Source organism: Micromonospora zhanjiangensis (genome assembly GCF_042650605.1).
Taxonomy (GTDB): domain Bacteria; phylum Actinomycetota; class Actinomycetes; order Mycobacteriales; family Micromonosporaceae; genus Micromonospora_J; species Micromonospora_J zhanjiangensis.
The window spans coordinates 207,022-221,049 of sequence record NZ_JBHSBN010000001.1; the positions used below are offsets into that span (position 1 = coordinate 207,022).

Annotated in this window: 9 protein-coding genes; 4 read left to right on the plus strand and 5 right to left on the minus strand. The window is 74.4% G+C overall.

Going from position 1 to position 14,028, the window contains the following annotated elements; genetic code table 11:
- Positions 1–150 precede the first annotated feature (150 nt).
- Positions 151–2,850, minus strand: coding sequence for a S8 family serine peptidase (locus ACFOX0_RS00960; RefSeq protein WP_377541446.1), 2,700 nt, complete (start codon positions 2,848–2,850; stop codon positions 151–153).
- Between the two features lie 76 nt (positions 2,851–2,926).
- Between ACFOX0_RS00960 and ACFOX0_RS00965 the strand changes: the two genes are divergently transcribed.
- Positions 2,927–4,765, plus strand: coding sequence for a glycerol-3-phosphate dehydrogenase/oxidase (locus tag ACFOX0_RS00965; protein ID WP_377541855.1), 1,839 nt, complete (start codon positions 2,927–2,929; stop codon positions 4,763–4,765).
- Positions 4,766–4,809: 44 nt separating this feature from the next.
- Here ACFOX0_RS00965 and ACFOX0_RS00970 read toward each other — a convergent pair whose 3' ends face one another.
- Together ACFOX0_RS00970 and ACFOX0_RS00975 are read right to left on the minus strand one after the other, a co-directional pair.
- Positions 4,810–5,214, minus strand: coding sequence for an SH3 domain-containing protein (locus ACFOX0_RS00970; protein ID WP_377541447.1), 405 nt, complete (start codon positions 5,212–5,214; stop codon positions 4,810–4,812).
- 106 nt (positions 5,215–5,320) lie between these two features.
- The gene (locus tag ACFOX0_RS00975) at positions 5,321–6,715 is read right to left on the minus strand and encodes an FAD-binding oxidoreductase (RefSeq protein ID WP_377541448.1); all 1,395 of its coding nucleotides are present in this window, start codon (positions 6,713–6,715) and stop codon (positions 5,321–5,323) included.
- Positions 6,716–6,920: 205 nt separating this feature from the next.
- Here ACFOX0_RS00975 and ACFOX0_RS00980 point away from each other — a divergent pair, with 205 nt between their 5' ends.
- Positions 6,921–8,264, plus strand: coding sequence for an FUSC family protein (locus ACFOX0_RS00980; RefSeq protein WP_377541449.1), 1,344 nt, complete (start codon positions 6,921–6,923; stop codon positions 8,262–8,264).
- A 73-nt stretch (positions 8,265–8,337) separates the two neighbouring features.
- A complete protein-coding gene (locus tag ACFOX0_RS00985; protein ID WP_377541450.1) occupies positions 8,338–9,885 on the plus strand; it encodes a PrsW family intramembrane metalloprotease in 1,548 nt (515 codons plus the stop codon).
- A gap of 13 nt (positions 9,886–9,898) precedes the next feature.
- Here ACFOX0_RS00985 and ACFOX0_RS00990 read toward each other — a convergent pair whose 3' ends face one another.
- Entirely contained in the window at positions 9,899–10,237 is a 339-nt protein-coding gene (locus ACFOX0_RS00990) for a GroES family chaperonin (RefSeq protein ID WP_377541451.1), read from the minus strand.
- 38 nt (positions 10,238–10,275) lie between these two features.
- On the opposite strand from ACFOX0_RS00990, the gene ACFOX0_RS00995 reads away from it, so the two are divergent.
- On the plus strand, positions 10,276–11,700 hold the full coding sequence (locus tag ACFOX0_RS00995; RefSeq protein ID WP_377541452.1) for an AI-2E family transporter: 1,425 nt from the start codon (positions 10,276–10,278) through the stop codon (positions 11,698–11,700).
- Positions 11,701–11,799: 99 nt separating this feature from the next.
- Here the strand turns inward: ACFOX0_RS00995 and ACFOX0_RS01000 are convergent, their stop codons facing one another.
- Complete coding sequence (locus ACFOX0_RS01000; protein WP_377541453.1) at positions 11,800–13,965, minus strand: ATP-dependent DNA helicase; 2,166 nt, start codon at positions 13,963–13,965, stop codon at positions 11,800–11,802.
- Positions 13,966–14,028: the final 63 nt, after the last annotated feature.

The window sequence follows — 14,028 nt, forward strand, 5'->3', positions numbered from 1 at the left end:
CCCGCCGACCAGCCGCCGGACGGCTCGGTCCCGGCAGAGCCGGTTCCGGTCGGGCCGGTTCCGGCAGACCCGGTTGCGGTCAGCACGTCGATCGTGAACTGGGGATCCACGGGCACAACCTTAGATCAGCTCGATCTGGCGGGGACACCCTCAGCCGGCGGCGGTGGCCGCCCGGACCGCGGCGTACGCGTCGACCAGTCCGGCGCCGGTGACGTTCGCCGAGCCGCCGCACCGGTCCGCCGGTTCGCCGGGTGGATACCGAGCCGGCCTCCCGGTCGCCGTGTCCCGCAGGATGCGCCGGGTCCGGTCCAGGTCGCCGACCAGCGCCGGATTCGCCGACCACATCAGCGCCACCACGCCCGCCACCTGCGGCGTCGCCATCGACGTACCGTTCTCGGTGGCGTAGCCGCCGCCGGGCCAGGCGGACAGTACGTCGGCACCGGGGGCGACGACGTCGGGCTTCGCGGCGCCGCCGGGCGCCGGTCCCCGGCTGGAGAATTCGGTGATCCGCCCCTCCTGGTCGACCGCGCCCACCGTGAGCACGTCCGGGTACGGCGCGGGCGGATCGCTGACCGAGCCGCAGTACGGGCCGCTGTTGCCGGCCGCGACCACGGTGAAGATCCCGGCCGCGGCCAGGGCCGCGGTGGCCGGCCGCAGGACGTCCCGGTCGCAGCCCTCGATCGGCGGGCAGCCCCACGAGTTGGTCAGCACCTGCGGCGCCCGGTCCGGCCGGCCCGCCGTGAACGGGTCCGCGCCGGTGGGGAACGGCGCCAGCATGAACTGCAGGCAGTCCAGGTAGTGCGCCGGGTTGCCCAGGTTGCGGCCCAGGTTGACGCAGCCCACCCAGTGGGCGCCCGGGGCCACGCCGACCTGTCGGCCACCGACCGCGCTGGCCAGCGTGTGCGTACCGTGGCCGCCGCGGTCGGTCGGCGTCCGGCTGCCGTTCCACGGGTCGTACCAGGAGTCGTCGCCGCCGCGGAAACCGCCGGCCAACGCCGGATGGGCACCGTCCACTCCGGAGTCGGAAGTGCCCACCACGATGCCGGCGCCGGTGACCCCCAGCCCCGAACGGACCCGGTCCGCGCCGATCATTGTGATGTTCCACGGCGGCGCGGCCGGCTGTGCCAGCGCACCCCGGTCCGGCCGGGGTGCCGCCGGGAGCGGTCGGAGCCGCTGGCTGAGCAGCACGCGGTCCACGTCGGACCGGCGGGACAGCCACTCCCGTACCGCCGGGCCACCCTCCACCTCGACGGCGTTGACCAGGTAGTAGGGCGTGTGGCGCAGGTGCAGCCGGCGCAGGTCCCGGCGGAGCCCGGCCTGTGACCGTTCGGCGGTGTCGACCAGTCGCCGGTAGACCGCCTCGCCCCGGGTGGCCCGGCCGGCGAAACCGGTCAGCCCCACCGGCACCCCGGTCAGGTCGGCCTGCTCACGCAGCACGACGAAGAGCTTCTCGCCGTACAGGCCGGGTTGGCCGGCACCGACGTACAGGCCGGCGACCGCGACCAGCAGCAGTCCGAGCGCGGCGGCCACCGGACGCCGTCCGGGCCGACGCGGGCGCAGCCGGGCGAACGCCACCGCGTACCCGGCCGCGACCAGCAGCGCGATGGTGAGTGACCCGCCCGCCGCGACCGCGACCCAGAACGGCACGTCCCGGCCGAGCAGCAAGAGCGAGATCTCCTCCGGGTCGGCGAAGGCCAGTGGACCGACGGCCGCGAGCCCGACCAGCCAGCCGACCGGCCGCCACGGCCGGCCACCGGGCGGGTACGCACCGGACCCCGCCAGCGTGGCGGTGGCGAAGCCGAGCGGTGGCAGGGTCAGCAGCGCCGCCAACTGCGCACCGTCCTGCCCGGTGCCGGCCGCGACCAGCAGCAACGCCACCCCGGCGACCGGGCCGCCGAGCAGCAGCAGCCGGACCGGGTGCGGTCGGCCGTCCGGCCACCTCCGGTAGGTCGCCCAGAACCGGACGTCCAGGATCGACGCCGCGAGTCGACCGACCGCGACCGCGGCCGTCACCGCAAGGACGGTTTCCAGCAGGCCGCCCAGCGCGCCCACGCACACCCAGGGCAGCAGCACCGCCAGGCCGGCCGTTGCCGCGAGCCCGGTCGCGGCCGGGGCCTCCCGGTCCGGCGGCCCGGCGGTGGCCGGATCCTGGCGGCCCGGCGGTGCCGAGTTCGAGCCCACATCGAAAACGTTGTAGCTACTACGTTCTCGATGCGGGCCCGAAACCGCGACGTCAGCCGGCGGGGCGGTCGCGCGACCGGACCGGGCGGCCGATCCGGGACGCCACGTCCGCCGCCGGTCGGATCCGCCGGGCCGGTCGGTCCGGGCGATCTCGCTCGGGCCACCGGTGCGGCGCCGACCGGTGCGGAGCACCGACCCGAGCGCGACGGCGACGACGGCGAGGGCGGCCAGGTAGAACTCGTTCTGCGGCGTCGGTACCGCCCGTACCAGACCGAGCCCGGCCAGCGCCGCCGCGCCGAGCAGCCAGGCCCGGCCGGCGGCCCGGACCGCGGGACCGCGCGGGAGCAGGGCCAGCGGCGTCGCCGGCAGTGCGACCAGCAGCCCGGCGGCCAGGCTCGGGACGAACCGGACCCAGGCCGGCTGGTCCAGCCCCAGGGTGAGCAGGAGCTGCGTCACCAGCCAACCGATCGCCTCGGCGCCCGCCACGACCGCGACGGCCCACAGGCCGGTCAGCACCGCGGCGACCACCGACCAGGGGTTCGTGCCGCCCGGCGTCGGCGCGGTCCGCGGTGGTGGCCACGGCGGCGTTGCCGCGCCGCCCGTGACCGGTGGCGGGGCCGGTGCGAGCGGGTGCGCCGCATCGCTCGGTGGAGGGGGGCCGACCTGCATGGAGACAGACACTACGGCCCGCGACGGGCCCGGACGCGCCGCAGGCGGTTACGGTGGAGGGGTGCGTGACCCGAATGTGTCCCGATATGTGGCCGGTCAGCTCTCACCCCAACGCCGCGCCGCCGACCTGCGCCGGTTGCGCAGCGAGCGGTTCGACGTGCTGGTCATCGGGGGTGGGGCGACCGGGGCCGGCGCGGCCCTGGACGCCGCCTCCCGGGGCCTCAAGGTGGCCCTGGTCGAGGCGCGCGACTTCGCCGCCGGTACGTCCAGCCGGTCCAGCAAACTGATCCACGGCGGTCTGCGCTACCTGGAACAGTTGGAGTTCCACCTGGTCCACGAGGCGCTGACCGAACGCGGGCTGCTGGCCACCCGACTCGCGCCGCACCTGGTCCGGCCGGTGCCGATCCTGGTGCCGCTGCCGTCCCAACCGGGCGCCGGGCTCCGGGAGTTGCCGGGTCGCGCCTGGCGCCGGTCCTACTACGGCCTCGGGGTCGCGGTCTACGACGTGTTCGCCGGTCTGTTCGGCGGTGGCCGGGGAATGCCGTTGCACCGGCACATGACCCGGGAGACCACGCGCCGGGTCTTCCCGAGCCTGCGTCCGGACGTGGTGTCCGGCGCGATCCGCTACTACGACGGTCAGGTCGACGACGCCCGGCTGGTGGTGAACCTGGTCCGGACCGCGGCCAGCCAGGGCGCCGCCGTGGTGAGCAGCGCCCGGGCGGTCGGCCTGGTCCGGCAGGCCCGCGAGGTCACCGGCGTACGGGTCCGGGACATGGAGGCGCCAGCGGGTTCGCCGGACGCCGAGTTCGAGGTACGTGCCCGTACCGTCATCGCGGCCACCGGCGTGTGGAGCGACGACATGTCCAGGCTGCTGGGAGACGCCGGGTTGCGACCGGGACTGCGGGTCCGGGCCTCCAAGGGGGTGCACCTGGTGGTGCCCCGCTCGGCGATCACCGGCGACGCCGGACTGATCCTGCGCACGGCCACCTCGGTGTTGTTCGTGATTCCGTGGGGCGGGCACTGGATCATCGGCACCACGGACACCGACTGGCAGCTCGACCGGTCCCACCCGGCCGCCTCGGCCCGGGACATCGCATACCTGCTGGACCAGGTCAACACCGTGCTGGACCGGCCACTGACCACCTCGGACATCGAAGGGGTGTACGCCGGACTGCGCCCGTTGCTGTCCGGGGAGGCCGACTCCACCTCGAAGCTGTCCCGGGAACACGCCGTCATCGAGCCGATGCTCGGGCTGCTGCTGGTGGCCGGCGGCAAGTACACGACGTACCGGGTGATGGCTGCGGACGTGGTGGACCGGGCCGCCCGGCGGCTGGGCGGGGCACGCCCGTCCCGGACGGCCGACCTGCCGCTGCTGGGTGCCGACGGGTTCGCCGCGATGTGGCGGGACCGGGCCGACCTGGCCCGGCGGCACGCGGTCCAGGTGGGCGTCGTCGAGCACCTGCTGGAGCGGTACGGCACGCTCACCGTCGACCTGCTGCGCCTGATCGGCGCGGATCCGCTGCTCGCCTCGCCGCTGGCCGGCGCACCCGAGTACCTGGCCGCCGAGGTCGCCTACGCGGCCGGCTCCGAGGGCGCGCTGCACCTGGACGACGTGCTGACCCGACGGACCCGGATCTCCTTCGAGACCGCCCACCGGGGCGCCGAGTCGGCGGAGCACGCCGCCGAGGTCATGGGCGCGGTGCTCGGCTGGAACGCGGCGGTACGGGCCCGGGAGGTCGAGCACTACCTGGCCCGGGTCGAGGCGGAACGCCAGTCGCAGCGGATGCCGGACGACGCGACCGCGGACGCGGCCCGGCTCGGTGCGCCGGACGTCCGGGGCTTCGCGGCCGACCGGGGCGAGGACCCGTTCGGGCCGCCGGTGGCGCCGCTGCGGCCACCGGCGACCAGCCAGTGATCGTTTTCCGGCCGTCCGGCCGTCCGGCCCGGGTGGCGGGCGGCTCAGCCGGAATAGGTCCAGTTCACGCACCGCTGGGCGACGTAGCCCCTGGCGCCCTTCCAGGTGATCTTGATCCACCACGGGCTGGACCCGCTTCCGCAGGCGGAATAGCTGCCGCCCCGGGTGGCGGAGCAGGCGGCCGTGGCCCGCTGGCCGGGGTACATGAGTCCGATCCGGGTCCCGCTGGTCGAGGCGGTACGGCGGACGGCCACCGCCGAGACGCCCTTCTTCGGCGAGACGTAGCAGGTCCTGGCCAGCGCTCCCGCGGTCGGTATCGCGGCGACGGCGGCCGGGGCGGTGTCGGGTCGATCGTATGGTGCGGCGGCGTTGGCGGCGGTCACCGGCATTCCGAGCGCGGCGACCAGGAACACGACGAGTAGCGCGGCACGGCGCGGACTGCGATTCATCTCCGCCTCCTCACAACGGTGGTCCACCCGGAGCGGTGTTCCATCCGGTTCAACGGGTGACCGGTGGTGCGGTCACGGAGGGCGGGCGCGGTCCGCCGCCGGACGGTCAGATCACCTTGCCCGGGTTGAACAGCCCGGTCGGGTCCAGGGCGTCCTTGATCGCCCGGTGCACCCGCAGGCCCACCGGTCCGATCTCTCGGGCCAGCCAGTCCCGCTTGAGCAGCCCCACGCCGTGCTCGCCGGTGCAGGTCCCGCCCAGCGACAGCCCGAGCCGCATGATCGCGTCGAACGCCTGCCGGCCGCGTTCCAGGATGGCCGGGTCGGCCCGGTCGACCACGATGTTCGGGTGCATGTTGCCGTCGCCGGCGTGGCCGACCACGCCGATCGGCACGTCGTACTCCTCGGCGACCTGTTCCACCCCGTCGAGCAGGGCGGCCAGCGAGCCGCGCGGCACCGCCACGTCGTCGATGATCAAGCCGCCGTTGCCGGCCGGGTACGTCTCGGCGGCGAACCGTTCCATCGCCGGGTGGGCCAGCCGGCGGGCCTGCAGCAGGGCGGCGGCCTCGGTCGCGTCGGTGGCCGCGTACACCTCGCCGGCGCCGGCCGCCTGGCACACCTCGGCCAGCCGGGCCAGGTCGTCGGCAGCCCGGGAACCGGTGTCCGCCGCGGCCAGCAGCAGCGCCCTCGCGTCGGTGCGCAGGCCCATCGGCTGGTACGCCTCGATCGCCCGCAGGTGCGTCCGGTCCAGCAGTTCGAACATGCTGGGAGTGAGCCCGCGGACGGAGATGTCGGCGACCGCCGTACCGGCCGCGGCGGTCGAGTCGAAGACCGCGACCAGGGTCAGCGACTCCTCGGCGGCCGGCCGCAGCGCGACGGTGATCTCGGTGATCACGCCGAGGGTGCCCTCCGAGCCCACGAACAGCCGGGTCAGGTCGTACCCGGCCACGCCCTTGGCGGTCCGCCGGCCGGTGCGCAGCACCTCACCCGAGGCCAGCACCACCTCCAGGCCCAGCACGTACTCGCTGGTGACGCCGTACTTCACGCAGCACATGCCGCCGGCGTTGGTGGCGACGTTGCCGCCGACCGTGGACGACTCCCAGGAACCCGGGTCGGGTGGGTAGCGCAGGCCGTGCTTGGCCACCGCGCCGGCCAGGGCCGCGTTGACCACGCCCGGTTGCAGCACGGCCGTGCGGTTGACCGGGTCGATCTCCCGGATCTCGGTCATCGCCGTCATGGACAGCACGACCGCGCCGTCCACCGCGTTCGCCGCGCCGGCCAGCCCGGTCCGGGCCCCCTGCGGCACCACCGGTACGCCGTGTCGGGCGGCGATGGTGACCGCCCGTACCACGTCGGCGGTGTCCCGCGGTCGGACCACCACCGCCGGCAGACCGGCGTCACACAGGTCGGCCTCGTCCCGTTGGTGACCGCGGAGCAGGTCGGGATCGGTGAGGACGGCGGCCGCGCCGAGGGCGTCCCGCAGGTCGTCGAGGAGGTCTGGCATGGGTGGCAGGTTACTCACCGGGCAACGACGGTGACCACGCCGTCCGTCGATCCGAGGACGGCCGCGGAACCCGGCCGTACCTGGTCGGTCGGTCGCCGGTCCACGATGGACGGCGGCGACCGATCCGCGAAATAGTGCAATCGGCTACAGAACGCCCCGGTGCCGCGCGGAGGCATCAAACCGTGCGTGGCGGGTAACCCCCGCCGTGGCTTCGAAACGGGACAAGGCGGCCGACTGGCACCGCAACGGCCTGAACCTCGCCACCGACCCTCGTCGGCTGGCCGAACTGCTGGCCGAACTGCGCAGCAGGTCCGTTCCGACCCTGCGGGACCGGTGGAACCGGGTCCGCTACAACCTGGTGCTGGCCCTGCAGGCCGGCCTGGCCGCCGGCCTGTCCTGGGTGATCGTGACCAGCTGGCTGAAGAACCCGGACCCGGTGTTCGCCCCGATCGCGGCGGTCGGCACCCTCGCCGCGTCGGTGGGCCAGCGGTTCCGCCGTACGGTGGAACTGATCATCGGGGTGACCGTCGGGATCGCCATCGGCGAGGTGTTCATCCTCCTGTTCGGCATCGGGGGGTGGCAGCTCGCCGGGATCGTCACCCTGGCCGTGATGATCACGATCTTCCTGGGCGGCGGCCCGGCGGTGGTGATCCAGGCCGCCGTGACCGCGCTGCTGCTCGTCGCGCTGACCCCGAAGAGCTCGAACCTGGCGTTTCCCCGGGTCGTCGACGCCCTGGTGGGCGGCGTCGTGGCGCTGATCGTCGCCTGGCTGCTGCTGCCGTTCAACCCGTTGCGGGTGGTGGACCGGGCGGCCCGGCCGGCGCTGAACACGCTGGCCAACGAACTGTCGGTGACGGCCGCCGCGTTGTCCGACCGCGATCCGGAGCGGGCGCAGAAGGCGCTGGACCAGGTTCAGCAGGTGGAACACCACATGCAGGGCCTCCAGGAGGCCCTGGAGGGTGGCCGGGAGACGGCCACCCTGGCACCGGTCCGGTGGCGCCGCCGGGGTGCGTTGAGCCAGTACGTGGAGAGCGCCCAGTACATCGAACACGCGGTGGCCAACAGCGGCACGTTGATCCGCCGTACCGTCACCGCGCTGGAGGACGACGAACCGGTGCCGCCGTCGCTGCCCTCGGCGGTCGCCCAGCTCTCCGACGCGGTGCGGTCGCTGCTGCAGGAGCTGGGTGCCGGCCTGGAACCGGAGGCGACCCGCGAGCGGGCGTTACGGGCGGTCAGCGAGGCGGGCCAGGCCTACGCCGATGGGGTGGGCTTCTCCGGCAGCGTGGTGGTGGCGCAGATCCGGACCACCGCCAGCGACCTGCTGCGGGCCACCGGTATCGAGCGGGTGGAGGCCAACCGGCTGGTCCGCCGGGCGGTGGAGACCGGCAAGGAGCACTCGCCGCGCACCAGCCCGGTCGGGCAGCCGTCGGCCGAGAGCGACGCCGGGGCGAACGCCCCGGACCGGCCGGCCCCGGAGCGGGCGGGCGGCCGGCCCGCCGAGCAGCCCGAGCAGCCCGAGCAGGCCGACGAGCGGCTCGGCCGGCCGTGAGCCGGCTCGGCCGGCCGTGAGCCGGCCCGGTCGGCCGTCCGCCCGTCGGGCACCGGATGACTAGGCTGTTCCCATGGCAGACACCCCGTCCGGATCGGGTTTCCCGCCGCCGTCCTCCCCGCCGCCCGCCGCGCCGGCCCCGTACCATGCCGGCCCGCCGCCGGTAGAGGCCGCCGCCGGTCGCCGGCTGAGCTGGCGGCGCGCAGTGACGCTCGGCCTGGTGATTGCGGTGATCGCCGGCTGCGCGGTCGCGATGCTGCTCAAGCTCGGCGAGAATCTCGGCGCCCAGGCGCTGCTGATCGGCCTGGTCGCGGCGATCCTGCCGGTCCCGGTGCTGGTCGCCTGCTTCCTCTGGCTGGACCGCTACGAGCCGGAGCCGACCGGCTACCTGATGCTCTGCTTCGCCTGGGGCGCGTCGGTCGCCACCTACACGGCGTTGCAGGTGAACACCTTCGCCTCCCGGCAGTTCGAGTCCTGGGGGCTGCCGGACGCGCTGGTGGCCGTGCTGGTCGCGCCGTTCATCGAGGAGTTGATGAAGGCGCTCTTCCCGATCCTGCTGCTGGTCTTCCGGCGCCGCGAATGGTCCGGCATCACCGACGGCATCGTCTACTGCGGGCTCTCCGCGGTCGGCTTCGCGATGGTGGAGAACATCCTCTACCTCGGCGGCCACGGCTACGCCGCGGGTGCCCACCAGTACGGCCCCGCCACCGGCGCGCAGAACCTGTTCGCCATCTTCATCGTTCGGATCCTGTTCACCGGGTTCGCTCACCCGCTGTTCACCTCGATGACCGGCGTCGGGCTCGGCATCGCCGCCCGGTCCGCCGATCGCCGGGTCCGGATTCTCGCCCCGCTGGCCGGCCTGCTGGTGGCGATGATGCTGCACGGCACCTGGAACCTGATGCCGTCACTGGCCGTCGCGCTGAAGCAGAACCTGATCCTGCTGTACGGCTACATCGGCGTGATGATGCCGATCTTTTTCGGCACGGTCGGGCTGGCCGTCTGGCTACGCGGTTGGGAGGGACGGCTCACCGAGCGCCGGCTGCCGGACTACGTCCGGGCCGGCTGGCTCACCCCGCCGGAGGTGGCCTCGCTGGGCAGCCTCGGTCGTCGGCACTCGGCCCGACGCTGGGCCCGCCGGGTCGCCGGTGAGCCCGGCCTGAAGGCGATGCGCGGCTACCAGTTCGCGGCCACCCGGCTCGCCCTGCTGCGCGACGGACTGCACCGCGGCCTGGAGACCAAGCCCGCCGACGTGGCCCGGGTGGCGGCCGAGGAACGGCAACTGCTGGCGGCGATCGCCGGCTACCGGCAGGTGTTCGTCGGCCGTGATCCGCAGGCGCCGGCCGCCACCTGGGACGGCAGCCGTTACCACGTCACCTTCCCGGACGGGGTGCGCCGCACCCTGGACGCGCCGGACGAGCCGGTGGTGCCGATCCCCGTGGTGCTCACCCCGCCGCCCGCTCCCCCCGCGCACCACTTCGGCCCGGCCGGCCAGCCGCCCGGTGGCTACGGCCAGGGCGGTCAGCCGGGTGCCTACGGCCAAGGCGGTCAGCCGGGTGGCGGTTACGGCCAGGGTGGTTACCGGCCGGGCGGCTTCGGCCCGGGCGGTCACCCGTACCGGTGACGTCGCCGGTCGGCTACAGGTAGAGGCCGGTGGCGTCGTTCTCCACCCGCTGCGCGGCGACCGCGTGCACGTCCCGCTCGCGGAGCAGGACGTACTGCTGGCCGTGCAGTTCGACCTCGGAGCGGTCCTCCGGGTCGAACAGCACCCGGTCGCCGACGACGAACGAACGCACGTTGGGCCCGACGCCGACGGCCGTGGCCCAGGCGAGCCGGCGCCCCATCGACGCGGTCGCGGGAATGACGATGCCCGCGGTCGAGCGTCGCTCACCCTCGCCGCCGTCGAGACGGACGAGTACGCGGTCGTGCAGCAGCCGGATGGGCAGGCCGGAGTCGATATCTGGGTCGGCGGTCACGACCCAGACGCTACCGTGCGGTGATCCGGGCGCCGCCGGTGGTTTCGCGGGTCGGTCCGGCGGGGCAAGGTCGAGGGGACTCCGGCTGGGCAAGCTCGGGGGGAACTCAGGGTTCCGCGGGACCGGGCGGTCCGGCGACCGCCCGCTACCGTAGGGGAACCATTCACCGGCAGGGGGTGCGCTTGAACCGCTTGGAACAGCTACGCGCGAGGGTTCGCCGTGCGTACGCGTCAGGGCGGGCGGCGGCCCGTTCCTCGTCCGGCGACGCCGGCCCGGGGAACGAGTTGACGGTCGACCAGTCCGTGGCGTCGCCACCCGCGCCGCCGGCCGAGGTCGGCCCGCCGGTGGGTGAGCAGCACTCGTCGACCGTCAGCCGGGACGACGCCGAGGTGCCGCACGCGCTGCGGATCGCGGGTTCCTGGTCGTGGCGGTTGATCGCCGTTGGTGTGGTGTTCTGGGCACTGATCAAACTGGTCAGTCTCATCCAGGTCGTGATGATCCCGGTGGCCGTCGCGTTGCTGCTGTCCGCCCTGCTGGCGCCGGCGGTGGGTTGGCTGCGTCGGTTCCTGCCGGCCTCGCTGGCCACCGCGCTGGTGCTGATCACCGGTCTGGCGGCGGTGGTCGGCACGCTCACGCTGGTGGTCAACCAGTTCATCAGCGGGTTGCCGGACATGAGCAAGAACGTCACCGAGGGGGTCCGGCAGATCCAGAACTGGCTCCGCACCGGCCCGCTGCACATGTCGGACAACCAGCTCAACAATTACATCGACCAGGGGCAGAACTGGGTGAACGAGAACACCCAGTCGTTGACCAGCGCGGGACTGGCCACCGCCACCACGCTGTTCGAGGTGCTCACCGGGGCCCTGCTGGTGCTCTTCGCGACGTTCTTCTTCCTCCGCGACGGGCGGAAGATCTGGCGGTTCGTGGTCCGGCTGATGCCGGTCAACGCCCGCTGGCGGGTCGACGACGCCGGTACGGCCTCCTGGAACACCCTGGTCGCCTACGTCCGGGCCACCGTGCTGGTCGCCTTCATCGACGCGGTCGGCATCGGTATCGCCCTGGTGATCTTCAAGATCCCGTTCGCCTTCCCGCTGGCCGCGCTGGTCTTCCTGGGTGCGTTCATCCCGATCGTCGGCGCGGCGCTGTCCGGCGCGGTCGCGGTGCTGGTGGCCCTGGTCGACCAGGGTCCGGTGACCGCGTTGATCATCCTCGCCGCGGTGGTGGTGGTGCAGCAGGTCGAGGGGCACGTGCTGCAGCCGCTGATCATGGGGCGGGCGGTGGCCATCCACCCGCTCGCCGTGATCATCGGAATCGCGTCGTTCGCGGTGCTGGCCGGGATCGTCGGGGCGATCGTCGCCGTACCGATCATCGCCATGCTGAACACGGCCATCCGGCGGTTGTCCAGTCGATCCGTGCCGGAGGTGCCGCCCGACGCCGTGGTGGTAGCCGCCGACGCACCCTGATCCCACGGGCCGCCACCGCGGCCCGTGGCCTGCGGCCCTCGGTGCTTGACCCGACCCGCGGACGTGGGCCCGGTGCCCGGTGCGGCGCCGGGCTCACCGTCACTCGCCGGCGAGCCGCTCCAACGCTGCCCGCGCCACGTCCGGCCGGGTCGTGTACCAGAACGGCGGCAACGACCGGCGCAGGAAGGCGCCGTAGCCACGGGCGGTCTCCAGCCGGGAGTCCAGCACCGCCACCATCCCCTTGTCACCGGTCGAGCGGATCAGCCGACCGGCGCCCTGGGCGAGTCGTACCGCCGCGATCGGCACGCTCACCGCGGCGAACCCGGAACCGCCGGCGGCGTCCACCGCCGCCGCCCGGGCCGCCGCCAACGGCTCGTCCGGCCGGGGGAACGGCAACCGGTCGATCACCACCAGTTGGCAGGCGTCGCCGGGCACGTCCACCCCCTGCCACAGCGACATGACGCCGAACAGGCAGCTCGACCGTTCCTCGCGGAACCGGCGGACCAGCAACGGCAGGGCCTCCTCGCCCTGCAGCAGCACGGTCAGGTCGGTCCGCGCCCGGACCAGCTCGGCGGCCTGGGCCGCCGCCCGCCGGGAGGAGAACAACCCGAGGGTACGACCGCCCAGCGCGCCGATCAGGGCCAGCAGTTCCTCGCCGGCCGGGGCGGGCAGTCCGGAGACGCTCGGCCGGGGCAGGTGCGCGGCGACGTACAGGATTCCCTGGCGCGGATAGTCGAAGGGCGAGCCCACGTCCAGCGACCGCCAGCCCGGTCCCTCGGTGGCCGGCTCGTCCGGCCGGCGGTCGGTCGGGGCCGGTGGTGGGACCCGGCCGGCCCGACCCGGCCCCGCGGCCCGTTCGGCCAGCGCGGCCGCGGCCGGGGACGGCGTCGGATCGGGCGCCGGTCCGAGCCCCAGCGCCCGCGCGACCGTGTCGAACCGGCCGCCGAGCGCCAGGGTGGCCGAGGTCGCCACGACGGTGCGCTCGTCGTACAGGTGGGTGGAGAGCGTGCCCGCGACGGAGAGCGGCGCGACGACCAGGGCCCGCCGGCCCGCGGCCGACCCGTCCGGCTTCTCCACCCAGGCCACGTCGTGGTCGCCCTCGTCCAGCAACCGCTGGGCGGTGGTCGACAGCTCGTCCAGGACGGCCTTGGCCTGTTGCTTGCGGACCGGGTCCGGGTCGTCGGAACGGATCTCGCCGATCTTGTCCAGGGCCGCCCGGGTGGCACCGTCCAGCAGCGTGCATGCCTCGCGCAGCGGCCCCGGCAGGCCGGCGGTGATTCGCCCGGCCGGCACCTCGGCGAGCCCCACGGCCAGCGCGTCCCCGGCGGCGACCAGGGACTCGGCGGCCTCCGGGGTGATCAGCGGGCGGGCCCGCCGGGCGGCCCGGTCGATCAGCTCCGGGACCAGCTCGGCCTGGGCCGCCGACGACACCCGGTCGGCCAACTCGTGCGCCTCGTCCACCACCAGCAGCTTGTGCGGCGGAACGATGTGCCGCCCGGCGATCATGTCCACGGCGAGCAGGCTGTGGTTGGTGACCACGATGTCGGCCTCCCGCGCGCGGGCCCGGGACGCCTCGGCGAAGCACTCGGCGCCGAACGGGCAGCGGGACGCGCCGACGCACTCCCGGGCCGGCATGGAGACCATCCGCCAGGCCTGGTCGTCCACGCCCGGGTCGAGTTCGTCCCGGTCACCGGTGTCGGTGCGCTCGGCCCAGTCGCGCAGCCGCTGGATCTGCTTGCCGAGCCGGCCGGCCTCACCCAGCCACCGGGTGCCGCCACCGCTCGCCGGCTGGTCGAACAGGGCGTCCGCCGGTTCGTCCTCGGTGGAACCGTCCAACCGGGCCAGGCAGAGGTAGTGGTGCCGGCCTTTGAGCACCGCGAACGTGGGACGGCGACCCAGCACCGGCTCGACCGCGGCGGCCAACCGGGGCAGGTCATGGTCGACCAGCTGGGACTGCAGGGCGAGGGTGGCGGTGGAGATCACCACCGGCCCGTCCACGGTCAGCGCGGGAGCCAGGTAGGCCAGCGACTTGCCGGTGCCGGTGCCGGCCTGCACCAGCAGGTGCTCGCCCGAGGCGATGCTGTCGCCGATCGCGTCGGCCATCGCCTGCTGCCCCGGTCGGGCCGCCCCACCGGGCACCGCGCCGACCGCGGCCGCCAGCAGCTCGGCGCCGGTGGCCCGGCCCGACGAACGGCGCCGGGCCGACCGGGCGACGGATCCGGTGGCGGTGGAGGTCGACTGGCCGGCGGGCGGTGGCGGGGTCACGGTGCGACGGTACCCGGCGCTGCCGACACGCCTCGGTCACCACCCGGCGGGTCATTGTGGACC

Bases quoted from the DNA above. Each gene is read 5' to 3' on its own strand.
- ACFOX0_RS00960 (WP_377541446.1), bottom strand. From the start codon at position 2,850: ATGCAGGTCGGCCCCCCTCCACCGAGCGATGCGGCGCACCCGCTCGCA.
- ACFOX0_RS00970 (WP_377541447.1), bottom strand. From the start codon at position 5,214: ATGAATCGCAGTCCGCGCCGTGCCGCGCTACTCGTCGTGTTCCTGGTC.
- ACFOX0_RS00975 (WP_377541448.1), bottom strand. From the start codon at position 6,715: ATGCCAGACCTCCTCGACGACCTGCGGGACGCCCTCGGCGCGGCCGCC.
- ACFOX0_RS00985 (WP_377541450.1), top strand. From the start codon at position 8,338: ATGGCAGACACCCCGTCCGGATCGGGTTTCCCGCCGCCGTCCTCCCCG.